The organism is Micromonospora globosa (assembly GCF_000717585.1).
GTDB lineage: Bacteria > Actinomycetota > Actinomycetes > Mycobacteriales > Micromonosporaceae > Micromonospora > Micromonospora aurantiaca.
This window is the reverse complement of the sequence record NZ_JNZR01000021.1, coordinates 1-23,777: the sequence shown is the minus strand read 5'-3', so window position 1 is coordinate 23,777 and position 23,777 is coordinate 1. Positions and strand designations below refer to the sequence as shown.

Here is a 23,777-nt window from a genome sequence, read left to right as displayed (position 1 = left end):
ACCGATCCGTTATCCGTACCGGTCGGGCCCGGCTGGCCTAGCCTGAGCCCATGCGCCGCCTGCGGCAGCTCGCGCAACGCACGCCGCCGGGGCGGGAGCGCTACATCGACCTGCTCCGGGCGCTGGCCATCACCATGGTCGTGCTCGGCCACTGGGGTGTCACAGCCATCGGGTACGACAACGGCCGCCCCGCCGGCCACTCCGCGCTGGCCGACCTGCGCTGGGCCTGGCCGCTGACCTGGGTGGCCCAGGTGATGCCGGTGTTCTTCCTGGTCGGCGGCTACGCCAACGCCGCCTCGCTGGCCGCCCGCCGGCGCCGGGGCGGGTCGGCAGCCGGGTGGCTGGTGGACCGCAGCGCCCGGCTGGTCCGCCCCACCACCGTGTTGCTGCTGGTCCTGTCAGCGGGCGCGGGGATCGCCACGCTGCGCGGCGCCGACGCGGGGCAGGTGCGCACAGTGGTCTGGTTCGCCACCATCCCGCTGTGGTTCCTGGTCGCCTACGTCGCGGTGGTGGCGCTGACCCCGCCGATGTACGCGCTGCACCGCCGGTTCGGGCTCGCCGTGCCGACGGCGCTCGTGGTGCTGGTCGCGCTCGGCGACCTCGGCCGGCTCCTCGGCCCGGCCGCGCTCGCCGACGGCAACTACCTGTTCGGCTGGCTGGCCGTCCATCAGGTCGGTTTCGCCTGGTACGACGCCGCCCGGGCGGACGCCCGCCGCACCGGCGACGCGGCCGGCGCCGATGCGGCCGATGCTGGTGAAGCCGGACCTCGGGGCCTGTTCCGCCGCGGGCTGCCGCTGTCCGGCCGGGCCGGCGCGGTCCTGCTGGGCGGCGGCCTGGTCGCGCTGGTGCTGCTCACGGTGGCCGGGCCGTACCCGGTGGCGATGCTCCACGTGCCGGGTGAGCGACTGGACAACGCGGCACCGCCGAGCCTGGCGCTGATGGCCGCGGCCGCCGCCCAGCTCGGCCTCATCCTGCTGCTGCGACGCCCGGCCGGGCGCTGGCTGCGCCGGTCCGGCCCCTGGCAGGCGGTGCTCGCGGTCAACGCCGTGGTGCTCACGCTGTTCCTCTGGCACCTGACCGCCGCGGTGCTGCTCGTCGGCCTGCTGGACGCGCTCGGCGTGCTGCCTGCCTCCCCGGTCGGTTCGGCGGCCTGGTGGGCGTGGCGCGTACCGTGGCTGCTCGCGCTGGCCGCGGTGCTGGCCGTGCTGGTCGCCGTCTTCGGTCCGGTCGAGGCCCGCACCCGCCGCCCGGCCGCCACCGGGCCGGCCGGGGCAGGTGGCCGGCGGCTGCGCGCCGGTCTGGCCGTCGCCGGGTACGCGGGCGTGCTGGTCGGCCTGCTGCTCAACAGCCTCGCGCCCAAGACGGCGCCGGAGCCGCTGGGCCTGCCCGCCCCGGCGCTGGTGGCGTACCTGGCCGGGGCGGGTCTGCTGCGGCTGCTCAGGTCCGGACGGGCGGGACCGCGCCGGCCGGGTTGACGCTCACGCCTCGATCGAGGCGCGGATCGCGTCGACCATGATCGCCAGACCCTCCCGGGCCTCGTCCTCGGTGAGCGTCAGCGGCGGGCCCATCCGGATCACGTTGCCGTAGAGGCCGCCCTTGCCCACGAGCAGGCCGCCGGCCCGGCACGCCTCGAAGACGCGGGTGGTCAGCTCCGCGTCCGGCTCCACGGTGCCCGGGTGGACGAACTCGACGGCGAGCATCAGGCCCTTGCCGCGTACCTCGGCGATCTGGTCCAGCCCGGCGGTGGCGGCGCGCAGGCCGTCGCCCAGGATCGCGCCGACGCGGGCGGCGTTGCCCTGCAGGTCGTGGTCGAGCAGGTAGTCGAGCACCGCGTTGCCGGCGGCGGTGGAGACCGGGTTGCCGCCGAACGTGGAGAAGCTGATCGCCGGCACCGACTCCAGCACCTCGGCCCGGCCGACCACCCCGGCGAGCGCGAACCCGTTGCCGATGCCCTTGGCGAAGGTGAGCAGGTCCGGCGTCACGCCGTGCGCCTGGTAGCCCCAGAAGTGCTCGCCGGTACGCCCCCACCCGGTCTGCACCTCGTCGCTGATCAGCAGGATGCCGTGCTCGTCGAGCACCTTCTTCCAGGCGGCGAAGAGCCCGTCCGGTCCGTGCACGAAGCCACCGACACCCTGCACCGGCTCGGCGATCAGGCAGGCCACGTCGCCCGCGGTCTGGGTGGCGAGCACCTCGCGCAGGTCCTCGACCGCCGCGTCGACCCGGTCGGCGGCGTCGAGCCGGGCCAGCAGCCCGCGCAGCCGTTCACCGGAGTGCAGCCAGGCCACCTGCAACGGGTTGAGGGCGCTGGCCGACCAGCCGCGGTTGCCGGTGACGCCCATCGTCGCGTACGACCGGCCGTGGTAGCTGTTGCGCACCGCGAGGATCTGGTGCGAGCGCCGGTGGTTCGTGGCGACCAGCAGCGCGGCCTCGTTCGCCTCGGTGCCGGAGTTGGTGAAGAACACGCGGGCGTCCGGGATGCCGGAGAGCCGGGCGATCTTCTCGGCCAGCTCGACCTGCTGCCGGATCAGGTAGAGCGTCGAGGTGTGCACGAGCCCGGTCCGCAGCTGTCGCTCGACCGCCTCCCGGATCTCCGGGATGTCGTGGCCGACCATCGTGGTCAGCACCCCGCCGAAGAAGTCCAGATAGGTCCGGCCGGCCGCGTCGGTGACCCGGCGGCCGGAAGCGGCGACGAGTTCCAGCGGTTCGGCGTAGTAGAGCGGCATCCAGGAGGGGAGCACGGCCCGGTGCCGGGCCAGCAGGTCGTCGGAGGTCATCGGCGCACCCTTCAGCGGAGGTGGATCCCCGCACGCTCCCACCGCGACCGGGGCAGAAACAACTGTCCCGGGCGGTAGCATCCGCCGGGTGCGGACGGATCAGGTGACGCTGCCGGGCGGCGCGGCGGGCACGACGCGGGCGCAACTCCTGGCCGGGGTCCGGTCCTGGGTGGAGTCGGCGCCGGTGCGGCGTCTGGTGGCGCACTTCGGCGGTGACTGGCCCTGCGGCGACCTGGCGGCGGTGCTGGCCGGGCTGGACGCGTTCTCCGCCCGCCGCTGGGACTTCCGGCAGGGACGGGAACGCCCGGACGCCCGGGAGCCGGCGTTCGACCCGGCCACCGCCGGACTGGTGCTGAGCACCGCCGCCGCGCTGGGCCTGGTCCGCGCCGTCGCGCCGGCCCGATCCGGGTACGCGCACCTGCTGGTGCTCGGCGGGCTGGCGCACGCCTGCCTGCGGCGTACCGCGTACGCGGCGAGGCTGGCCCGGACGGCGGCCGAGGTGACCGGCGAGGTGGCCGTGCTCGGCAGCTACCGGCCGCTGTCAGCGGCCGAGTCCTGCACGCTCGACGCCGCCGGCCTGTCCGGCTGCGACACCGAGGTGGACGTCCTCGACGCCGGGGTGCGGCTGGCGTTCGGGGTGGACGAGCCGGACGACGAGCGCGGCGAGCCGGCCGATCATCCGCATCGGGCCTGGTCCTCGCGCACCTACCGGCCGGCCGGGCTGCCCCCGGTACGGGTGCTCGCCGCGCCGTCGAGCGAACCGGACCGCCGTCGCGCGCACACCGCCGACACGCAGCGGTTCTGGGCCGAGCATGTGCGGCTGCGCGCGGACGACCCGGTGCTGATGGTGACCGCCCCGATCTACGTGCCGTTCCAGCACTGCGACGCGCTGCGGACGCTCGCCGTGCCGTACGGGTGCGGCATCGAGACGGTCGGGGTGGACCCGGCCGCGCGTGCCGCGGTGGCCGTACCGGAGCCGACCCTGACTCCGGGCCGCTACCTCCAGGAGATCCGGTCGGCGCTGCGGTCGATGCGCGCGCTGCACGCGACGCTGACGGCCGGCTGAACCGGCGTGCGGGCCGGCGCCCGGCGAATCGCCGCGCACCGGCCCGAGAGCCGGGTGTCAGTTGACGTAGACCGCCGGGCTGCCGGTCTTGCTGGTGTCCTTCACCGGCGAGTACGACGCGGTGAAGTACGCGGTGCCGAAGCACAGCGACGGGCCGGAGAACTTGGTCAGGGGCTGGTTGGTGAAGCTGATCGAGTTGGTGGCGTTGGACGCCGTGCCGGTCAGCGAGTTCGTGCTGGTGCGGTAGACGCAGGTGATCGTGCCGAGCAGCGAGTTGAGCACGACTGTGCTCTGGATCGGCGCCGCCGTCGTCCCGGAGATCTTGACCACGCCGGCGCTGGTCACCGAGGTGGTGTACGGCAGGTTGTTGACCGTGACGCTCTGCACGCCGGTGGTGCCGAAGACGTTCGTCGTGCAGCTGGTGAACGACTGCGCGGTGAGGCTCTCGGTCGCGGTTCCGGGTGCGGTCGGGTTGGTCAGCACCTTGGCGCTGAAGCTGGACGCGGCGCACTTGATGCCGGTGGTGCCGCTGGTCGAGGAGTAGAACGTGGCGTTGGTGCCGCTGCGCAGGCTGGCCTGGATGACGTCGCCCACCGACACGGCGGTGCCGGCGACGGTCGGGTAGGTCAGCACGGCGCTGGCGAGCGAGGTGGAGGGTGCGGCGGTGGCGGGGGCGGCGCCGACCAGACCGGTCAGCAGCGCCAGGGCGGCGAGGCCCGCGCCGATGCGTCCGTACCTGGGCATGGTTGTTCCTTCCGGCGGTGGGACAGGAAACGGTGCCGGCGGCGTCCGGCATGGACGGAGCCGGTGGGTGCGGCGGCCGGGATCGGGCCGCCGCAGGTGGTGGTGCGCCGCTGCGGCCTCAGCGGGCCGGGCGGCGTGGCGCAGTGCGGCGACGCCGCGTCACCTGGATCTCTCCGGCCTTGGGGGGACGGGTGCGCGCGGCGATAATGGCAGCCATCCGGCCCTCCTTCGACGCGTTCGGGTGACCGACGAGAAGAGATCACCAGCGGTGACGAGGCGTAAACTGAGCGTGTCGAAAGTTATAAACCTCGGAGGGTCGTAAAGTCAACGCATCAAGAAAGGTCGATGAGTGACAGTCCCGAGCCCGCCGTCGCCGGCGCCCGTACCCCTGCCGGGTGCCCGCCACGGCCGCGACCCGGACCGCGCCATCAAGCGCGGCCCGCGACGCGTGCCGGCCGAGGAGGTGGCGGCGACCCAGCGCGACCGCCTCTTCGACGGGCTGGTCCGGGAGGTCGCCACCCGGGGGTACGACAACGCCCGGGTCAGCGACATCTGCCACGCCGCCGGGGTCACCCGGCCCGCGTTCTACGCGCTGTTCAGCGGCAAGCAGGACGCGTTCCTGGCCGCGTACCGGCACGGCATCGCGGTGGTGTCGCACCTGATGGAGGACGCCTACCGCGACGCCGGCCCGGACTGGCCGGAGGCCGCCCGGGCGGCGCTGCGCACGCTGCTCGACGTGCTGGCGAGCGTGCCCGCCTTCGCCCGGATGGCGCTGGTCGAGGTGGACGCGGCCGGCCCCGACGCACGCCGGGAGCGCGACGCGCTGCTGAGCAGCTTCCGCCGGTTCTTCGCCGACGCCGGGCCGGATCCGGCCGGCGTGGACCGGGACGCACTGTTGTCCATTGTGGTCGGCGGCATCCACGCCACCATCCGTGAGCGGGTGGCGCAGGGGCGGGCCGAGGAGCTGCCGCTACTGCTGCCGGCGCTCACGTACGCGGCCACCGCGCCGTTCCTCGGCCCGCGGGAGGCGGGCCGTGTCGCCCGGGCGGCCCGGGCGGACGACGGCCCGGCCGCGACCGCGCCCTGCGCGCCCGGCCAGCCCTGAGCGGTGGAAAACCGCAGCGGTTTTTCACTTTGGCCGCTTTTGGCAAATGCCGCCCAACGATCTACTACAGGCAGTTGACCGCCCCTTTACTCAGCGGTAACTTCGGCCTGCGCCTCTCGGCGCGCACATCCTGCGAAGCCATTCACATCGTCGCGGATGAATTGATCTCGAAAGGGGCCGGCATGTCGGAGCAGATCGAGCAGATCGAGACCGATCAACCGAGGAGCGGCGTACGCTGGCGCCGGTTCGCTGTCACGTTCGGCGCCGTGGCGGCCGGCGCAGCCGGCATGGTGGTGCTGACCGCGCAGGGTGTGCTCGGCGCGCAGTTCGCCATCTCGGGCATGCCGTTCACCGTCACCGCCGACAAACTGGAGGGCACCGGGTTCGAGCAGTTCGCCACGCTCGACCAGATGATCCCGGACAGCCCCAACCAGGGCGACACCGGCGGGCAGGTGCTCGTGATCGTCTCGGCGATCGACAAGGCCGAGCTGACCAATCTCTGCCAGAGCATCAACCTGGGCGGGACCAACCTGCGGATCACCGCCGGCAATTCCGGCAAGCCGGTGACCGCCCGCACGCTCGTGGTCGACGGCGACGAGATCGCCGGTAACGCCTCCTTCAAGAACATCGACGTCGGGCAGGACGCCAGCACCGTCGACAAGGTCCCCGGGGTCAAGGGCAACCCGGGCGTGTTCGCCCAGCAGGCCGACACCGTGACCATCACCAACCTGCGGCAGAACAACTACGCCACCACCGCCGCCGTCTTCACGCTGCCCAACCTGCGCATGGGCTTCAGCTCCGAAGGGTGCTGACGTGACCGCAGGACAGCACTCGGCGCCCGCCGCCGGCGTCCGTACACGCTGGCGGCGCTGGCGCCGGGCGCGGCCGTTCACCGCCGGGCTGCTCATCGCGCTCGGCGGCGCGGAGATGCTCGTGACGCTGCGCGCGCCGCTCGGGGTGCTGCTGCACGTCGGGCCGCAAGGGCTGGCCGCGTACCTGGTCCCCCTGGTCCTGGTGATCTGCGGCGTGTTGCTGATCACCACGCCGCAGCAACGCGTCTTCTACGCGGTGCTCTCCCTCGTGCTCGGGCTGGTCTCCTGGCTCACCTCGAACCTGGGCGGGTTCCTGATCGGCATGCTGCTGGCGCTCGTCGGCGGCGCGCTCGCGTTCGCGTGGACGCCGGTCAAGCGCCGGGCGACCGACGTCGGCCCGGCGGCCGCGCAAACCGAGGTCGCGCCGGCACCGCGCGAGCCGGTCGACAGCTCGGCGCCCACCGAGTCCCTCGACGCGATCCTGTCGGCCGAGCCGGGGCCGCCGCGGCACACGCGGGCGGAGCGCGGCTGACTCAGCGGGCGGTGTCGGCGACCGCCTGCGCGAACACCTCGGATCGGTGCTCGAAGTTGCGGAACCGGCCGTAGCTCGGCGCCGCCGGGGACAACAGCACCACCCCGCCGGCCGGGGTGAGCTTGCGGGACAGCCCGACGGCGGCGACCAGGTCGTCGGCCAGTTCGGTACGCACCGACGGCAGCCCGGACAGCGCCTCCACGATGCGGGGGCCGCTGTCCGGCACGCCGATCACTGTGATCTCCCGGCCGGCCAGGTGCGCACGCAGCGGGCTGTAGTCCAGCCCTCGGTCGGCCCCGCCGACGATCACGGTCAGCGGCCGTCCCTCGTACGCGTCGATCGCGTGCATGGCCGCGTACGGGCTGGTGGCGAGCGTGTCGTCGACGAACGTGAGCCCCGACGGATCGGCGATCTCGGTGAGCCGGTGCGCCAGGCCCTGGAACTCGGCGACCGCCACGGCGAGGCTGTCCTTGCGCGCCACCACGTCCACGCCGAGCGCGTCCAGCACCGCCAGCGCGACGCAGAGGTTGCCCTCGTTGTGCCGCCCGACCAGCGGCAGCACCGCGCGCGGGAACAACGGCGTGTCCCGCAGGTGGAACCACTGCGTGCCGTCCGGCCCCGTGGCGACGTGCGTGGTGTCCGGCGAGCCGGCGCGTACCGCCGCACGGTCGCCCAGCTCCGCCGCCAGCCGCGGGTCGGCGCCGTTGACCACCACGGCGTGCGGGCCGTGCGCGATCAGGTTCAGCTTGTCCCGGTAGTACTCCCGCTCACCGCCGTGCGCGTCCAGATGCTCCGGGAACAGCGCGGTCACCACCGCCACCCGCGGCGAGTCGGTCAGGTCGGAGCACTGGTAGCTGGACAGCTCCAGCACGTACAGCTCCGCCTCGGGCAGGTCCAGCAGCGGCACCCCGATGTTGCCGCCGAACACGTTCGGCCGGTCCATCGCGGTGAGCAGGTGACTGATCAGGCTGGACGTGGTGCTCTTGCCCTTGCTGCCGGTCACCCCGACGGTCCGGTCCGCGTGGTCGGCCATCCACAGCGCGCTGCCCTGCGTGACGGGCACTGACCGGCGGCGCAGCTCCACCATCCACGGGTGGGTGTTCGGCACACCCGGCGAGCGGACCACCACGTCGGCGGCTGCGAGGCGTTCGAATCCCTCCTCGCCGGTGACGAGCGGCGCGGCGGCGGCCAGCGGACCGTCCCAGGGCAGCGTGAGGAAGTTGGCGCTGTCGTCGACGACGACCAGGCCGGCCGGCCCGTGCGCGGCGATCGCGGTCACCGCGGCCCGGCCCTCGCGGCCGGCGCCCCAGACGGCGACATGACGTCCGCGCAGATCAGACAGGCGCACGGGCTCTCCTCGGACTCGGTCGACGGCGGGCAGGGTCCGGCCCAGCCGGACACGGACGGACGAACCAGGGCCTAGTATGGCGTGTGCCCAACGAGCAGCTGCGGCGGATGGACGCCTTCACCTTCCCGTCCTACTCGATCGACTTCGCCACCGGTGAGGTCCTGTTCGACTACGCCCTGACCGGTCCCGACGGCGAGCAGCGGTTCACCGAGGTGATCACGCTTCCGCTGCCGGCCGAGCCGGTCTCCGACGCCACAGCGGCCACCCTGGCCCGGGTGCTGGAGCTGCTGCACGTGGTCGCCGGCGTCAGCTACTACAAGGCCGCCGCGCCGCCCCGGCTGGTGCTGCCCGCACCGCTGGGCTCCGCCGCCGTCGCGCTGGTCACCGCCGTCTACACCAAGGGCCTCGCCGAGTACGCGTACCGCAACGAGCTGCCGCACGTGCTGGAACTGCGTCCCGAGGTGCCGTCGGGCACCGTGGACCCGGCGGTGCCGGTGGACAACTCCGACCGTCGTCCGCTGTCGGCGGTGGGCGGCGGCAAGGACTCCATCGTCACGCTGGAGGCGCTGCGCCGCGCCGGCCTCGACCCGGTGCCGTTCTCGGTCAACCCGAACCACGTGATCGTGTCGGTGAACGAGGCGTCCGACCTGGTGCCGCTGGCCGCCCGGCGGCGGCTCGACCCGGTGCTGTTCGAGCTGAACGCGGCAGGCGCGCGCAACGGGCACATCCCGGTCACCGCGATCAACTCACTGATCGCCGTGGCCACCGCCGTCCTGCACGGGCTCGGCCCGGTGGTGATGTCGAACGAGCGTTCCGCGTCCGACCCGAACCTGATCTGGAACGGCCACGAGATCAACCACCAGTGGTCGAAGGGCGTCGAGGCGGAAGGGCTGCTGCGCGCGGCGCTGGCCGAGCACGCCGGGCTCACCGAGCCGTACTTCTCGTTGCTGCGCTCCCTGTCCGAGCTGCACATCGCCCGGCTGTTCGCCGAGATCGACCGGTACGACGCGGTGGTGACCAGCTGCAACGCGGCGTTCAAGCTGCGCGACGCGAGCGAGCGCTGGTGCCGCGACTGCCCGAAGTGCCGGTTCGTGTTCCTGGCCATGGCGCCGTTCATGCCCCGGGAGCGGCTGACCGGCATCTTCGGCGGTGACCTGCTGGCCGACGAATCCCAGATCCCCGGCTACCGGGAGCTGCTCGGCATCGACGGGCACAAGCCGTTCGAGTGCGTGGGTGAGGTGGAGGAGTCGGTGGTCGCGCTGAGCCTGCTCGCCCAGCAGGACCAGTGGCGCGACGTCCCGGTGGTGCGCGCTCTGGTGGCGGCACTGCCCGACACCGCCTGGCAGGCGGCGGCCACCTCCGACGTGTTCACCCCCGGCGGCGACAACTACGTCCCCGCCCTCTACGCCAAGACCCTGACCGCCCTGACCTGACCGCCCACACGTCATCGATCTTGGAGTTGTGGCACCGCGCAGACCTCGCTTCAGGGGCATTACGGGCGCCACAACTCCAAGATCGGCGAGTCGGCCCAGACCTCATGATCAGCGGGGCAGGCGGGGGTGCGGGCCGACCCCGGACCGGGTCAGGGGGTGCGGATGGCGTCCAGGGCGAGCAGGGCCACGTGCAGGGACAGGCACCTGTCCACCGAGTCGAGGTCGGCGTCGAGGATGCGGCCGATGCGGGCCAGCCGTTCGTAGAACGCCGGCCGGGACAGGTGCGCGGCGGCCGCGCCGGCCGACTTGTTGCGCCCCTGCTCCAGGTACGCCCGCAGCGTGCCGAGCAACTGCTCCCGCGGGTGCTGGGCGTCGTAGGCGAGCAGCGGCCCGAGTTCACGCTCGACGAACGTCTGCAACCGGGGCTCGTCACGCAACAGGTGCAGCAGCCCGGCCAGCCCCACGTGCGGCAGCCGGTAGCAGGGCAGGTCACGGGGATCCCGCCGCGCCGCCTCCGCCACCTGCCGCGCCTCGATCAGTGACCGGCGTGCCTCGCGCAGGCTGCCCACACCGGACCCGGCCGCCACCACGATCGCGGCTCGGGGCGGCGCGTCGACCGGCCGCGCGCTCCCCGATGTCACGGCCCGTCCGGCGGGACGGTCAGGCGACTCCGACGGGCGGGACGCCGGGCGGGCGGCGGGGGCGGCGTCGAGGCGTACCCGGCGCAACGCCGCGGCGAACGCGGACAGTGCCTTCTCCTCGGCGGCCGGGTCGGGGAGCGCCAGCAGCGCGCCCACGGCCTGGTCGTCGAGCGGGCTGGTCAGCGCGGTGAGCTTGGCGTCCCGGACGGCCTGGCTGACCGCCTCGGCGAGGTCGCGCAGCCGGGCCGGGCCGGCTTCCGGGTCCTCGGCGTCGGTGTCGCGGCGTCCGCCGCGCCGGGCGGCGGCGGACTCGTCGTCGGGGGCGCCCGCGTCACCGGACGGCTCCTCGGCGCGGTGCCGGACCACGACGCCGACCAGGTGGCGGCGGTCCAGGACGACGCCGAGCGCCTTGGCGCGCAGCGCCACCTCGTCCACCGGACGGGTGTGGTCGATCAGGGCGGTCAGCAGCGTACGGTGGATCTGCCGTTCCAGGCCCTCGGCGTCGCGGCGGATCAGCCGGCCCAGCGCCAGCGTGGAGGCGGCCCGTTCGATCAGGATGGTCAGCCGGGTCGGCGGGGTGGACTCGGTCGCCGGCCAGCGCAGCAGCAGCCGTCCCCAGTCCTGTCCCCGCGCGCCCACTGTGGTGACGAGCCAGCCGCTGTCCGGGTCGTACGCGGTGCGCCCGGGTGGGCGGATCTGCCGCGAGTGCCGCTCCCAGCCGTCCAGCAGCAGTTGGGCGTTCTCCCCCGCCGGGTCGTACGCGAGCACCTGCCGGGACAGGTTCTCCAGCACCATCGGGCAGCCGGCCAGCTCGGCGGCCTGCCGCAGCACCTCGGCCGGTTCGGCGCCCTCCACCGACAGTTCGGTGAACCGCTGGTGGATCTCCTCGGTGGCGCGCAGCTCGGTGAGCTGGGCGTCCACGATCAGCGCGTGCACCGCCTCGGTGATCCGGACGAACGGGGTGCCCCGGCGCAGCTCGATCAGGGGCAGGCCACGTCGTTCGGCGGCGGCGGCCATCACGCGTGGCACTCCGCTGACGTAGCGGCGGCCCAGTTCGACCACCAGCCCGGAGACGCCGACGTCGGCCAGCGCGCCGATGAACTCGCGGAGGCCGGCGTCGTCGCCGGGAAGGCCGATCCCGGTGGTGAGGACCAGTTCCCCGCCGCCGAGCAGGGTGGCGATGTCGGGCACCTCGGCGATGTGCACCCAGCGCACCGACCGGTCCAGCCCGGCGTTCCCCGCGACCAGGCGCGGCGCGCCGTGGCGCACGGGCACCAGGTCCAGCACCTCACGCACGGTAGGGAACACGGGCGACACGCTACCCTGCGTCACCACCGTTGCCGAAAGCCACACCGCCCGCCGGCCCGCGGGGAGGCGGGACCGGCGGGCGGTCAGGTGAGACGAGCCGCGGACCGCTGCCCGGTGGGGCGACGGTCCGCGGACGGCGGCGATCAGTCGACGCCGAACTCCATCGCGGCCCGGTCGAGCGCCTCGTCCTCGGCGGTGGGCACGCCCCGGGAGGCGATGGCCTCCGCGCCGCCCTGCGGCATGGCGCCGATCAGCCCGGTCGAGGCCGCCTGGGCGGCGCCGACGATCCGCTGCGGGGTGCCGCCGCCGACCATGCCGACGGAGGCGTACTGCTCCAGCTTGGCCCGGGAGTCGGCGATGTCGAGGTTGCGCATGGTGAGCTGGCCGATCCGGTCGGCCGGGCCGAACGCCGAGTCCTGGGTGCGCTCCATCGACAGCTTGTCCGGGTGGTAGCTGAACGCCGGGCCGGTGGTGTCCAGGATGGAGTAGTCCTCGCCCCGGCGCAGCCGCAGCGTGACCTCGCCGGTGACCGCCGTGCCGACCCAGCGCTGCAACGACTCGCGCAGCATCAGCGCCTGCGGGTCCAGCCAGCGGCCCTCGTACATGAGGCGGCCGAGGCGGCGGCCCTCGTTGTGGTAGTTCGCGAGCGTGTCCTCGTTGTGGATGGCGTTGACGAGCCGCTCGTACGCGGCGTGCAGCAGCGCCATGCCGGGGGCCTCGTAGATGCCGCGGCTCTTGGCCTCGATGATCCGGTTCTCGATCTGGTCGGACATGCCCAGGCCGTGCCGGCCGCCGATGGCGTTGGCCTCCAGCACCAGGTCGACGGCGCTGCCGAACTCCTTGCCGTTGATCGTCACCGGGCGGCCCTGGTCGAAGCCGATGGTGACGTCCTCGGCCGGGATCTCCACGGACGGATCCCAGAACTTCACGCCCATGATCGGCTCGACCGTCTCGATGCCGGTGTCCAGGTGTTCGAGGGTCTTGGCCTCGTGGGTGGCGCCCCAGATGTTGGCGTCGGTGGAGTACGCCTTCTCGGTGCTGTCCCGGTAGGGCAGGCCGCGCTCCAGCAGCCACTCCGACATCTCGGTGCGGCCGCCCAGCTCGGTGACGAAGTCGGTGTCCAGCCACGGCTTGTAGATCCGTAGCTGCGGGTTCGCCAGCAGGCCGTACCGGTAGAACCGCTCGATGTCGTTGCCCTTGAACGTCGAGCCGTCGCCCCAGATCTGCACGTCGTCGGCGATCATCGCGCGGACCAGCAGCGTGCCGGTCACGGCCCGGCCCAGCGGCGTGGTGTTGAAGTAGGCCCGCCCGCCGGAGCGGATGTGGAAGGCGCCGCAGGTCAGCGCCGCCAGCCCTTCCTCGACCAGGGCGGCGCGGCAGTCGACGAGGCGGGCGACCTCGGCGCCGTAGCTGAGCGCGCGGCCGGGCACCGAGGCGATGTCGGGCTCGTCGTACTGGCCGATGTCAGCGGTGTAGGCGCAGGGGACGGCGCCCTTGTCGCGCATCCACGCGACGGCTACCGAGGTGTCGAGGCCGCCGGAGAAGGCGATGCCGACACGTTCGCCGATGGGCAGGGAGGTGAGAACCTTGGACACAAGGAAGATTATGCACGCCATCGCATGGTCATGCAAGCCGGTCGGGAGCGCGGGTCGTCAGAGCGCGTCGTCCCGCCCCAGCTCCCAGAACGCCACCGCCGCGGCGGCCGCCACGTTCAGCGAGTCCACACCGCGCCGCATCGGGATCACCACCCGCACGTCGCTGGCGGCCTGCGCCGCCGCGGTCAGCCCCGGCCCCTCCGCCCCGAGCAGCAACGCCGCCCGCTCGCGCTGCGCCGGGGTCAGCCGCTGCATCGGTACGGCATCAGGCGCCGGTGTCATCGCGAGCACTGTGAACCCGGCCGCCCGGACCTGGTCCAGCCCGCCGGGCCAGCTGTCGAGCTTGGCGTACGGCACCGCGAACACCTCGCCCATGCTGACCCGTACGCTGCGCCGGTAGAGCGGGTCGGCGCAGGTCGGGGACAGCAGCACCGCGTCGACGCCGAGCGCGGCGGCGCCCCGGAAGATCGCGCCCAGGTTCGTGTGGTTGTTGACGTCCTCCAGGATCACCACCCGCCGGGCGGCGGCGAGCACCTCGTCGGCGGAGCGCAGCGGCTTGCGGTGGAACGACGCGAGCACGCCCCGGTGCACGTGGAAACCGGTGGCGCGCTGGAGCACGTCCGGCGTCGCCGCGTACACCGGCGCGTCACCGGTGTCCAGGTCGGCGAGCTGGTCCACCCGCTTGGCGTCGACCAGGTACGACCGGGCCGGGTAGCCGGCCCGCAGCGCCCGCCGCAGCACCAGCTCCCCCTCGGCGATGAACAGCCCGTGCGGCGGTTCCCAGCGGGTACGCAGCTCCACGTCGGTGAGCGCGCGGTAGTCGGCGATCCGGTCGTCGTCGGGGTCGGTGATCTCGTGGACGGGCACCAGGCGATTCTGCCCGGCCCGCCCGGCCGCTCCGGCGCGGGCCGGGTTTCCGTCGTCCCGGGCGGGGAACGGAGCCGGAAGGCCGACGGTGACGGAGGGACCACGATGGGCGCGGATCACGACGGCAACCTCCCCCGCGACGCCACCGTCGCCGACTACCTGGTGGCCCGGCTCGCCGAGTGGGGCGTGCACCGCTACTACGGCTACCCGGGCGACGGGATCAACGGCATGACCTCGGCGTTGCAGCGGGCCGAGGGGCGGGCCCGGTTCATCCAGGTCCGGCACGAGGAGACGGCCGGTTTCGCGGCCGGCGCGCACGTCAAGTACGCCGGCGGCCCGCTCGGCTGCGTGGTGGTGACCAGCGGCCCCGGCGCGATCCACGCCCTCAACGGCCTCTACGACGCGAAGCTCGACCACCAGCCGGTGGTGGCGCTGCTCGGGCACACCGCGCTGCCCGCCGAGGGCGGCGGCTACTACCAGGAGGTGGACCTGCTCTCCCTCTACAAGGACGTGGCCTCGGCGTTCCTGGCCCAGCTCGACGACCCGTCGCAGGCCCGGCACCTGGTCGACCGGGCCTGCCGCACGGCGCTGGCCCGGCGTACCGTGACCGCCCTGGTCCTGCCCTCCGACGTGCAGGACCTGCCGGCGGTGCCGCACCCGCCGCACGCCCACGGCTACTACCACACCAGCGCGGTGCCGAGCAGCGAGCCGACGGTGCCGCCGGAGGCCGACGTGCGCCGCGCCGCCGAGGTGCTGCGCGGCGGCGAGCGGGTGGCGATGCTGGTCGGGCAGGGCGCGCTGGGCGCCGAGGACGAGGTACGCCGGATCGCCGACCGGCTCGGCGCCGGGGTCGCCACCGCGCTGCTCGGCTTCACCGCCGTCGACCACCGGCAGCCCTGGGTGACGGGCGCGATCGGCCTGCTCGGCAGCCGCCCGAGCTGGCAGCTCATGCGCGAGTGCGACAGGCTGCTGATCGTCGGCAGCCAGATGCCGTACTCGGAGTTCTACCCGCCGGAGGGCCAGGCCCGGGCGGTGCAGATCGACATCGACGGCACCCGGATGGGGTTGCGTTACCCGACCGAGGTGAACCTGACCGGTGACGCCGGGCCAACGCTGCGCGCCCTGCTCAAGGAGCTGGGCTCGGGTCCGGGCCCGACCGCCTGGCGGGCCACCCTCGCCGACGCCACCGGCAAGTGGCGGGCCTCGCAACGCGAGGTCGCCGCCCAGCCGGCCGACCCGGTCAACCCGCAGTCGCTGTTCACCTCGCTCGACGACGCGCTGCCAGGCGACGCCATGCTCGCCGTGGACTGCGGCACCGCCACCGCCTGGTACGCCCGGCACGTGCGGGTCCGCCCCGGCATGCTGGCCAGCCTCTCCGGCACGCTGCTCTCAATGGGCGGCGGCATGCCGTACGCGCTGGCGGCGAAGTTCGCCCACCCGGACCGGCCGGTGATCGCGCTGCTCGGCGACGGCGCGATGCAGATGAACGGCGTCAACGAGCTGATCACGGTGGCGAGGTACTGGCGGGAGTGGGCCGACCCCCGGTTCGTGGTGCTGGTGCTCAACAACCGGGATCTGGCCTTCGTCAGCTGGGAGCAGCGGTCCGGCGAGGGCACGCCGATGTTCCCGGACAGCCAGGACCTGCCGGACGTCGCGTACCACAGGTGGGCCGAGGTGCTGGGCCTCGGCGGTGAGCTGGTCGACTCCCCCGACCGGGTGGACGGCCTGTGGCAGCGGGTGCTCGACGCGGACCGCCCGGTGGTGGTGAACGCCGTGGTGGACCCGGCCGAGCTGATGCTGCCGCCGCACTTCACCGTCGAGCAGGCCCGCAAGACCGCCGCCGCGGTGCTGCGCGGGGACAGCGACCGGGCCGGCATCATGCGGCGCGGCGTGCCGGCCGCGCTCGCCACGTACCGGCCCCGCCGCCGGGGCCGCTGAGGCGTCAGGCCCGCGCGTAGCGCAGCAGCACCGACCGTCCGTCGAACCGGCGCGTCTCGACCAGCCGCAGGCTCTGCCGGGCCAGGCCGGGCAGCACCTGCCGTCCGCCGCCGAGCACCACCGGGTGCACGATCACCTCGTAGGTGTCGACGAGCCCGAGCGCGGCCAAGGCCGTCGCCGCGCCGGTGCCGCCGGTGACCAGCAGGTCGCCGGGGAACCGCTCACGGACCTCGGCGAACTCCTTCGCCAGGTCGCCGCCGCCGACCACCACGGCGCCGTGGGAGGCCTCGGCGAGCGTGCGGGAGACCACGATCTTCGGGGTACGCCGCCAGATCGGCGCGAACGCCAGGTCGTGCGGGTGGTCGGAGATCGACTCGACCTGCGGCCAGTAGGAGGACATCATCTCCCACACCCGCCGCCCGTAGACGAAGGCGTCGGCCCGCTCGGCCAGCCCGATCGAGTACGCGGACAGTTCCTCCCCCATCTCCGGCCAGTCGAACTCGCCGTTCGGGCCCTCGATGAAGCCGTCGACCGACGTGTGCACCCCGTAGACGACGTTGCCCATGCGCTGCTCCTCCGCGTATCGGCGCGTCCCGGTCGGACACGCTCACCGGTGGGTCGGAGCCGCCCGGCCGGATCCGACACGTGCCGTGGAGAGTTGTCCGGGTGCGTTAGCGTCCGGGCCCATGGGCCGCCCCGTGATGATCGCGCTGATCGGCGTCGACGGCTCCGGCAAGACCACCCAGGCCAGGGCTTTGGCGGCGCGGCTGCGCGAGCAGGGCGTCCGGGCTCGGTACTTCGAGAACGCCGGTGGGCGGCCGCTGTGGAACCGGCTGGCGCGGGCGCTCGGCCGCACCGACGGGATGGCGCTGTTCGGCCGTACCGTCTATCCGGCGCTGGAGGCGACGGTGCGCGCGGCGGCGATGGCCCGGACCGTCGCGGTGGCCCGCCTGACCGGACGGGTGGCGGTGCTGGACCGGTGGACCTGGTGCCAGGACGTGATCATGGCGGCCCGCGGCGACCGGGGACGGCGCGCGGTGCGCGCCGTCTACGCGGTCTTCCCGCGCCCGGCGGTGGTGTGCTTCCTGGCCACCTCGCCCGGGGTGGCGCAGCGGCGGGTGGCCGCGCGGGGCATCGACACCGAGGAGCTGGCGCACCTGTGCGCGCTGGACGCCGCCTACCGGGCACTGCCGGAGTTCGGCTCGTTCGTCACGCTCGGCGGCGACGGCACCCCGGACGAGGTGGCCGCCGCCCTCGACGCGGTCGTGGACGCGGCCGTCGACGCGGTTGCGGGTCCGGCGCCGCGGCGCGGCGTTAAGAAGGGGCCCTTCCTCTACCGGAGGCGTTAAGAAGGGGCCCTTCCTTACCCGCGGCCGCGCAGCCAGCGCAGCACGTCGGAGGGCAGCTCGCTGTCCTGGCGCTGCTCGCGGCGGTCCGGCTCGGTCCGGCGGGGCGGCTGTGGGCGCTGCGGGTCGCCGACCAGCGCCCGGCTCGGCGCGGTGAAGTCGGCCACCGGCTTGCCGGCGAGCGCCGTCTTGATGGTCCGGGCCACCGCGTCGATCACCTTGGCCTGCACGGCGGAGCCGACCAGGTCGGTGACGTCGTCCGGGTTGGCGGCGATGCCTGCCACCGCGACCTGCGGGGTGTAGCCGACGAACGTCTCGGTGGCGTTGCGCTCCGAGCTGCCGGTCTTGCCGGCCACCGGGCGGCCGACGATCCGGTCGACGGCGGTGGCGGTGCCGCCGTTGCACTGGTCGAACGCGGACTGCTGGCCGACCGGGCAGCGGGCCGCGTCGGTGGCGGCGCGGGCCACGTCCGGTTCGAGCACCCGCTTGCAGGACGGCTGCGCCACGTCGACGGCGCCGCCGTCCGGCGCGGTCACCGAGACCACCGGCAGCGGCGTGCAGTACGTGCCCTCGGCGGCCACCGTGGCGTACGCGTTCGCCAGGTCCAGCGGGGTGGTGGCGGCGACGCCGAGCGTGAACGCGCCCCAGTTGGCGGCGTTGTCGCGGGCGAACGCGGCGTCGGAGTCGGCCCGGAAGGTGATGCCGAGGCGCTGGGCCATCTCCACCACCTTGTCCTCGCCGACCTGCTCGGCCAGCCAGACGAAGTACGTGTTGACGGAGCGGCCGAAGCCGTCCCACATCATCCGGTAGCCGTCCATCCACTGCGGGTTGGCGTTCGCCGGGCACCACGTGCCGTCGCAGTTGCCCTCGTCGTCCGAGGCGTACCGGGTGGGCAGCCTGCTGGGGGCGTCGAAGCCGGTGGACAGCGGCTTGCCGGCCTCCAGCGCGGCCAGCATGGTGAACATCTTGAACGTCGAGCCGGCCTGGTAGCCGTCGACGCTGGCGCCGCCGGAGATCAGCGGGTTGACCGTGTTCGGGTGGTTGGCCTGCCCGTCCGGGTTGGCGTCGAGGCTGTAGTGCCGGTTCACCGCCATGGCGAGCACCCGGCCGGTGCCGGGCTCGACCGCCGCGATCGGCAGCGCCCGCTTGTTGCCGTACCCGTAGACCTTGGTGGCCTGCTCCTGCGCGGTCTGCTGGATCTCCGGGTCGAGCGTGGTGACGACGCGGTAACCGCCCCGGCGCAGTGCCTGCTCCCGCTCCTCGGGCGTGCTGCCGAAGGCCGGCTGGGTGAGCCACCAGCGGCGCAGGTAGTCGCAGAAGAAGCCCCAGTCGTCGTGCCCCTGGGCGGTGGCGGTGCAGCCGTTGGGCTGGGCGGTGGGGCGCAGCGTCAGCGCCTCGGTCTTCGCCGCGGCGGCCTGCTGCGCGGTGATCGCGCCGGTCTCGGCCATCGCGTCGAGCACGTACCCGCGCCGGGCCAGCGCCTGGTCCTTGTCGCCGTCGATCGGGCTGTACGCGTCGGGCGACTGGACCAGGCCGGCGAGCAGCGCCGCCTCGCCCAGCGTCAGGTCGGCCGGGGCCTTGCCGAAGTAGCGCTGGCTCGCGGCGGCGACGCCGTACGCGCCGGAGCCGAAGTACGCGATGTTGAGGTAGCGGTTGAGGATCTCGTCCTTTGAGAGCGACTGCTCCAGCGCGTTCGCGTACCGGATCTCCTGGAGCTTGCGCCCGACGGTCTGCTCGGTGGCGGCCTGCCGCTCCTCGGGGGTGCGGTTCGGGTCGGTCTTGAGCACGTTGCGGACGTACTGCATGGTCAGCGTGGACCCGCCCTGCTCGGTGCCGCCGCCCTTGACGTTCGCCACCAGCGCGCGGGCGATGCCGCGCAGGTCAGCGCCGCCGTGCGAGTAGAACCGCCGGTCCTCGGCCGCGATGATCGCCTGCCGCATCACCGGGGCGATCTCGTCCAGCGACACGTCGGTGCGGTTCACGTCGTAGAACGTGGTGATCAGGGTGGTGCCGTCGTTGGCGTAGAGGTAGGAGCGCTGCGGCTGCACGGGGGTGCGCAGCGCGTCGGGCAGGTCCGCGTACGCGCCGAGCGCGGCCCGCGCGGCGAACCCGCCGAGCAGGCCGCCGGGAAGCGCGGCGAGCGCGAGGACGAGCCCGGCGAGCAGGCCGGCCAGCAGCACGGTGAACAGCCGCGACAGCGGCGACCTGGGAGACGGCATGGACTCCAGGATTGCCACGAAAGCCGCCTACCGGCCACCTCGCCAGGCAACTGTCAGTTACCTCACGGCAACCGTTCAGCTCCCGGCGGCCGGACGAACCGGTCATCCGGCGCCGAGTGGGCCCTTCGGTGACGTCGGCGGCACCGGTGCGGCGGCGACGCTGGCGGCTGCGGCGTCCCGGGCGATGGTCTCGGGCACCAGGCGGCCGCTGCGGTAGCCGATGCCGATGCCGGCGACCAGCACGAAGATCGCGCCGAACGTCTGGAGCGAGCCGATCAGCGCGCCGCCCAGGCCGAGCAGCGGGGCGGCGATCATCAGCATGGTCCCGTCGCCGTAGGAGAACATCCCGGACCGGGCGACCGACCAGCCGGTCAGGAACCAGCCCACGCTGTAGAGGGTGGCGCCGAACAGCACGATGCCGCGCGCGGTCACGCCGAACACCGGCGTCTGCTCGGCCAGCCCGGCGAACGGCAGCATCAGCACCATCCCGCCGATGCTCGCCAGCAGCCCGGCCAGCGCGACGCGGCGGCAGCGGGTGGCGGCGAGCAGGCCGGTGAGCGCGAGCAGGGCGAGCAGCCCCAGCCACACCGAGGCGACCCAGCCGACCAGGTAGAGCGGCCGGCCGTCGGCCGGATACGGGTCGTTGCCCACACCGCCGTCGCTGGCCATCGCCACCAGGCCGTAGAGGACCGCGTACGCCGGGAGCAGCCAGACCGCCGCGCGGGCGAACCGGCGGATCGACCAGGCCCAGGTCGCGTCGGTCGCAGGCGCTCCCGGGCCGGGTTCGGAGACGAACGGCAGGACCCCGAAACCCCCTCCGGTACGCCGGGAGCCGATCGGACCGGCGGGGTCGTGCGCGCCGGGGACCGGGGTACGGGAGAACAGCCGGTTCGCCGGGTCCTTCATGCCTCACCTCGTTCGCGCCACGGGCGGCCCGGGACGCGCAAACGGCGCTCCGGCCCTGCTCACCACCCGTCCTGAAACCGATGGTGGCAGTCGCCGGAGCGCCGTATGAGGGATTCTCGGATTTGCCGGTCAGCCCCGCTCGCGCTGGTCCGCCGGGTCGTTCACCAGGCTGGCCGGGGACACCGGCTCCGGCGCGGGCAGACCCTTCGGGTTGTTGCCGCCGGTGGCCTGCGCCTCCGCCACGCGTACCTCGTCGTGGATCTCCTGGGCCGCGACGGCCGCGGCCTGGGCGGCCTCGGCGGCCTCCCGCTCGACCTCGCCGGCGCTCTTGGCGGCCTCCGGCGACGGCACGTCGCCGGCCATGTTCGCGAGCCCGCCCAGCGCGCCGCCCATGCCCTCCAGGGCCTTGGTCAGCTCGGTCGGGACGATCCAGACCTTGTTGGCGGTGCCGTTGGCGATCTGCGGCAGCGCCTGGAGGTACTGGTAGGCGAGCACCTTCTGGCTCGGGTTGGCGGTGTGGATCGCGTCGAAGACGGTACGGATCGCCTTGGCCTGGCCCTCCGCCTGGAGGATCCGGGCCTGCCGGTCACCGTCGGCACGCAGCACCGCGGCCTGCTTCTCACCCTCGGCGGTGAGGATCTGCGACTGCTTGTGCCCCTCGGCGTTGAGGATCGCGGCACGGCGGTCCCGCTCGGCGCGCATCTGCTTCTCCATCGAGTCGCGGATGCTCGGCGGCGGCTCGATCGCCTTGATCTCGACCCGGGTCACCTTGATGCCCCAGCGGCCGGTGGTCTCGTCCAGCACGCCGGACAGGTGCCGGTTGATCTCCTCGCGGCTGGTCAGCGCGCGCTCCAGGTCGAGCGAGCCGATCACGTTACGCAGCGTGGTGACGGTGAGCTGCTCGATGGCCTGGAGGAAGTTGGAGATCTCGTAGGTGGCGCGAACCGAGTCGACCACCTTGAAGTAGAGGACCGTGTCGATCGAGACGACCAGGTTGTCGGAGGTGATCACCGGCTGGGGCGGGAAGCTGACCACCTGCTCGCGCATGTCGACCTTGGTACGCACCGCGTCGACGAACGGCACCAGCAGGTTGAGGCCCGGGTTCAGCGTGCGCTTGTACCGGCCCAGCCGCTCCACCACGTCCTGACGCTGCTGCGGCACGATCCGCACCGCCTTGAACAGCGTCACCACACCGATCAACGCCACCGCGATCATCAGGATCGCCAGAAACTCCATACCGTTCACCTTTTCGCTTCGGGCAGCTCACCCGGGGTGGAAATGTCGTCCTGCCATACCAGGGCGGTAGCGCCCCGGACCTTGATCACCTGCACCCGCTCACCCTCGGCGTACGTGCGCGTCGCGTCGTACGAGCGGGCCGTCCACAGCTCACCATCGATCTTGACCATGCCCCGGTCGGCGTCGACCGGCTCCAGGACCACAGCGGTGGCCCCCTCCAGCGCCTCGACCCCGAACGGCTGCTCCCCGGTCTCCAGCGTCGGCCGGGCGTGCCGCCGGACCACCGGACGGACCACCGCCACCGACAGCGCCGACACCGCCGCGAAGACCACCGCCTGGAGCGCCACCGGCGCACCGAGCGCCGCGGCGCCGGCGGCGGCGAACGCCCCGACCCCGAACATGATCAGGAAGAGCGTCGTCGTGAAGATCTCGGCGACCGCTAATACCACACCCAGAACGATCCAGAACACGGCGTCCACGAGAACAATCCTGACACGTCAACGCACGTGTCATCGAACTGTCATGATCGCTAGGCTCGGCACGGCGTACCGCGGCACCCGCCGACGAGGAGGACGACATGCCCCTGCTGCCCGAGACCGCGCGTCAGGTGGACCTGCTGGTCGCCCGGGCCCAGGCCGAGGGGCGCGGTCCCTCGCTCGCCCTCGGCGTGGTCCGCGACGGCCGGCTGGCGCACCTCGCGGTCGCCGGTGAGACGCCCCGCCCGGACGGCGACCTCCAGTACCGGGTCGGCTCGATCACCAAGACCATGACCGCGGTGCTGGTGATGCAGCAGCGCGACGCCGGCCGGGTGGCGCTCGACGACCCGCTCGACGCCCACCTGCCCGGCACCCCGGTCGGCACGGTGACGGTGCGCCACCTGCTCGGGCACGTCAGCGGCCTGCAACGCGAGCCGGACGGCGACTGGTGGGAACGCGCCGAGGGCACGGACCTGGACACGCTGCTGGCCGGGCTGACGCCGGACAAGATCGCCCATCCGCCGCACTTCGTCTACCACTACTCGAACCTGGCGTACGGGCTGCTCGGCGCCGTGCTGGAACGGATCACCGGCACCCCGTGGGCGGACCTGCTGACCGAGCGGCTGCTGACACCGCTGGGCATGCGCCGCACCACGTACCACCCCACCGAGCCGTACGCCCCCGGTTACGTCGTGCACCCGTGGCACGAGACGCTGCGGGAGGAGCCGCGTACCGACACCGGGGCGATGGCCCCGGCCGGGCAGCTCTGGTCGACGGTCGAGGACCTGGGCCGCTGGGCGGCGTTCCTGGCCGACCCGGACCCGGCGGTGCTCTCCCCCGCCACGCTCACCGAGATGTGCGCCCCAGTGGTGATCAACGACCTGGACTCGTGGACCGGCGGCCACGGCCTCGGTGTCGAGCTCTACCGGGCCGGCGACCGGGTGTACGTCGGGCACGGCGGCTCCATGCCCGGGTACGTCGCCGGCCTGGCCGTGCACCGGCCCACCCGCACCGCCGTGGTCAACTTCGCCAACGCGTACGGGCTTCGCGGCCACCACATCGGCGCGCTCGGCCGGGAGGCGCTCACGCTGGTGCTGGACGCCGAACCGGCCGCGCCCGCCCCCTGGCGCCCGGCCGGCCCGCCCGCCGCCGACGTGGCCGCGCTGACCGGCCGCTGGTGGTGGATGGGTGGCGAGTACGAGTTCCGCGTCGACGCCGCCGGCGACCTGGTCGGCGGTCTGGTGGGCAAGCCGGTGCTCCGCTTCACCCCGGAGGGACCGGACCGGTGGCGGGGCCGCTCCGGCTCCCAGGACGGCGAGATCCTCACCGTCATCCGAGACGGTTCCGGCACCCCGGTAGCCCTGGACATAGCCACATTCGTCCTGACCCGCACCCCCGACGAACTCCCCTGACAGCCCCACCCGCCCCGCC

Annotated in this window: 20 protein-coding genes; 9 read left to right on the top strand and 11 right to left on the bottom strand. The window is 73.5% G+C overall.

The features are described 5' to 3' along the window. The first annotated feature begins 50 nt into the window (after nucleotides 1-50). The gene (locus IF06_RS0119680) at nucleotides 51-1,475 is read left to right on the top strand and encodes an acyltransferase family protein (RefSeq protein ID WP_030272729.1); all 1,425 of its coding nucleotides are present in this window, start codon (nucleotides 51-53) and stop codon (nucleotides 1,473-1,475) included. 3 nt (nucleotides 1,476-1,478) lie between these two features. Here the strand turns inward: IF06_RS0119680 and IF06_RS0119675 are convergent, their stop codons facing one another. Continuing rightward, entirely contained in the window at nucleotides 1,479-2,774 is a 1,296-nt protein-coding gene (locus IF06_RS0119675; RefSeq protein WP_030272727.1) for an aspartate aminotransferase family protein, read from the bottom strand. Between the two features lie 103 nt (nucleotides 2,775-2,877). Here IF06_RS0119675 and IF06_RS0119670 point away from each other — a divergent pair, with 103 nt between their 5' ends. Continuing rightward, nucleotides 2,878-3,840 (top strand): hypothetical protein, encoded by a 963-nt coding sequence (locus tag IF06_RS0119670; protein WP_030272726.1) that lies wholly within the window; start codon nucleotides 2,878-2,880, stop codon nucleotides 3,838-3,840. A gap of 57 nt (nucleotides 3,841-3,897) precedes the next feature. On the opposite strand, the gene IF06_RS0119665 is transcribed toward IF06_RS0119670, so the two are convergent. Continuing rightward, nucleotides 3,898-4,584 (bottom strand): hypothetical protein, encoded by a 687-nt coding sequence (locus tag IF06_RS0119665; RefSeq protein ID WP_030272723.1) that lies wholly within the window; start codon nucleotides 4,582-4,584, stop codon nucleotides 3,898-3,900. A gap of 349 nt (nucleotides 4,585-4,933) precedes the next feature. Here IF06_RS0119665 and IF06_RS0119660 point away from each other — a divergent pair, with 349 nt between their 5' ends. The 3 genes from IF06_RS0119660 to IF06_RS0119650 all read left to right on the top strand — a co-directional run bounded on the left by IF06_RS0119660 (nucleotide 4,934) and on the right by IF06_RS0119650 (nucleotide 7,033). Next, a complete protein-coding gene (locus tag IF06_RS0119660; RefSeq protein WP_013287350.1) occupies nucleotides 4,934-5,689 on the top strand; it encodes a TetR/AcrR family transcriptional regulator in 756 nt (251 codons plus the stop codon). 182 nt (nucleotides 5,690-5,871) lie between these two features. Continuing rightward, nucleotides 5,872-6,501 carry a DUF6230 family protein gene (locus IF06_RS0119655; RefSeq protein WP_013287351.1) on the top strand — a complete coding sequence of 210 codons (630 nt, stop codon included), beginning with the start codon at nucleotides 5,872-5,874 and terminating at the stop codon, nucleotides 6,499-6,501. 1 nt (nucleotide 6,502) lies between these two features. Beyond that, entirely contained in the window at nucleotides 6,503-7,033 is a 531-nt protein-coding gene (locus tag IF06_RS0119650; RefSeq protein WP_030272721.1) for a DUF6114 domain-containing protein, read from the top strand. A gap of 1 nt (nucleotide 7,034) precedes the next feature. Here IF06_RS0119650 and murD read toward each other — a convergent pair whose 3' ends face one another. Continuing rightward, a complete protein-coding gene (gene murD, locus IF06_RS0119645; RefSeq protein ID WP_013475954.1) occupies nucleotides 7,035-8,381 on the bottom strand; it encodes a UDP-N-acetylmuramoyl-L-alanine--D-glutamate ligase in 1,347 nt (448 codons plus the stop codon). A gap of 83 nt (nucleotides 8,382-8,464) precedes the next feature. Between murD and IF06_RS0119640 the strand changes: the two genes are divergently transcribed. Continuing rightward, on the top strand, nucleotides 8,465-9,814 hold the full coding sequence (locus tag IF06_RS0119640) for a hypothetical protein (protein WP_030272719.1): 1,350 nt from the start codon (nucleotides 8,465-8,467) through the stop codon (nucleotides 9,812-9,814). Between the two features lie 149 nt (nucleotides 9,815-9,963). On the opposite strand, the gene IF06_RS0119635 is transcribed toward IF06_RS0119640, so the two are convergent. The 3 genes from IF06_RS0119635 to IF06_RS0119625 form a co-directional block, all read right to left on the bottom strand. Beyond that, complete coding sequence (locus tag IF06_RS0119635) at nucleotides 9,964-11,772, bottom strand: PucR family transcriptional regulator (RefSeq protein ID WP_030272717.1); 1,809 nt, start codon at nucleotides 11,770-11,772, stop codon at nucleotides 9,964-9,966. Nucleotides 11,773-11,906: 134 nt separating this feature from the next. Next, nucleotides 11,907-13,358, bottom strand: coding sequence for an argininosuccinate synthase (argG, locus tag IF06_RS0119630; RefSeq protein ID WP_013475951.1), 1,452 nt, complete (start codon nucleotides 13,356-13,358; stop codon nucleotides 11,907-11,909). A 57-nt stretch (nucleotides 13,359-13,415) separates the two neighbouring features. Beyond that, complete coding sequence (locus tag IF06_RS0119625) at nucleotides 13,416-14,228, bottom strand: TrmH family RNA methyltransferase (protein WP_221488565.1); 813 nt, start codon at nucleotides 14,226-14,228, stop codon at nucleotides 13,416-13,418. Between the two features lie 102 nt (nucleotides 14,229-14,330). On the opposite strand from IF06_RS0119625, the gene IF06_RS0119620 reads away from it, so the two are divergent. Further along, the gene (locus IF06_RS0119620; protein WP_030272715.1) at nucleotides 14,331-16,163 is read left to right on the top strand and encodes a thiamine pyrophosphate-requiring protein; all 1,833 of its coding nucleotides are present in this window, start codon (nucleotides 14,331-14,333) and stop codon (nucleotides 16,161-16,163) included. A 4-nt stretch (nucleotides 16,164-16,167) separates the two neighbouring features. Here IF06_RS0119620 and IF06_RS0119615 read toward each other — a convergent pair whose 3' ends face one another. Then, nucleotides 16,168-16,728 carry a dihydrofolate reductase family protein gene (locus tag IF06_RS0119615; protein WP_030272713.1) on the bottom strand — a complete coding sequence of 187 codons (561 nt, stop codon included), beginning with the start codon at nucleotides 16,726-16,728 and terminating at the stop codon, nucleotides 16,168-16,170. A gap of 121 nt (nucleotides 16,729-16,849) precedes the next feature. On the opposite strand from IF06_RS0119615, the gene IF06_RS0119610 reads away from it, so the two are divergent. Further along, a complete protein-coding gene (locus tag IF06_RS0119610) occupies nucleotides 16,850-17,512 on the top strand; it encodes a dTMP kinase (protein ID WP_030272711.1) in 663 nt (220 codons plus the stop codon). Between the two features lie 14 nt (nucleotides 17,513-17,526). On the opposite strand, the gene IF06_RS0119605 is transcribed toward IF06_RS0119610, so the two are convergent. The 4 genes from IF06_RS0119605 to IF06_RS0119590 all read right to left on the bottom strand — a co-directional run bounded on the left by IF06_RS0119605 (nucleotide 17,527) and on the right by IF06_RS0119590 (nucleotide 22,349). Further along, the gene (locus tag IF06_RS0119605) at nucleotides 17,527-19,728 is read right to left on the bottom strand and encodes a transglycosylase domain-containing protein (RefSeq protein ID WP_030272709.1); all 2,202 of its coding nucleotides are present in this window, start codon (nucleotides 19,726-19,728) and stop codon (nucleotides 17,527-17,529) included. A 102-nt stretch (nucleotides 19,729-19,830) separates the two neighbouring features. Further along, complete coding sequence (locus tag IF06_RS0119600; protein ID WP_013475946.1) at nucleotides 19,831-20,634, bottom strand: hypothetical protein; 804 nt, start codon at nucleotides 20,632-20,634, stop codon at nucleotides 19,831-19,833. A gap of 129 nt (nucleotides 20,635-20,763) precedes the next feature. Continuing rightward, nucleotides 20,764-21,870, bottom strand: coding sequence for an SPFH domain-containing protein (locus IF06_RS0119595; RefSeq protein WP_013287363.1), 1,107 nt, complete (start codon nucleotides 21,868-21,870; stop codon nucleotides 20,764-20,766). A 5-nt stretch (nucleotides 21,871-21,875) separates the two neighbouring features. Further along, nucleotides 21,876-22,349 (bottom strand): NfeD family protein, encoded by a 474-nt coding sequence (locus IF06_RS0119590; protein ID WP_013287364.1) that lies wholly within the window; start codon nucleotides 22,347-22,349, stop codon nucleotides 21,876-21,878. 98 nt (nucleotides 22,350-22,447) lie between these two features. Here IF06_RS0119590 and IF06_RS0119585 point away from each other — a divergent pair, with 98 nt between their 5' ends. Next, nucleotides 22,448-23,758, top strand: a complete 1,311-nt coding sequence (locus IF06_RS0119585; RefSeq protein ID WP_030272704.1) for a serine hydrolase domain-containing protein — start codon at nucleotides 22,448-22,450, stop codon at nucleotides 23,756-23,758. Nucleotides 23,759-23,777: the final 19 nt, after the last annotated feature.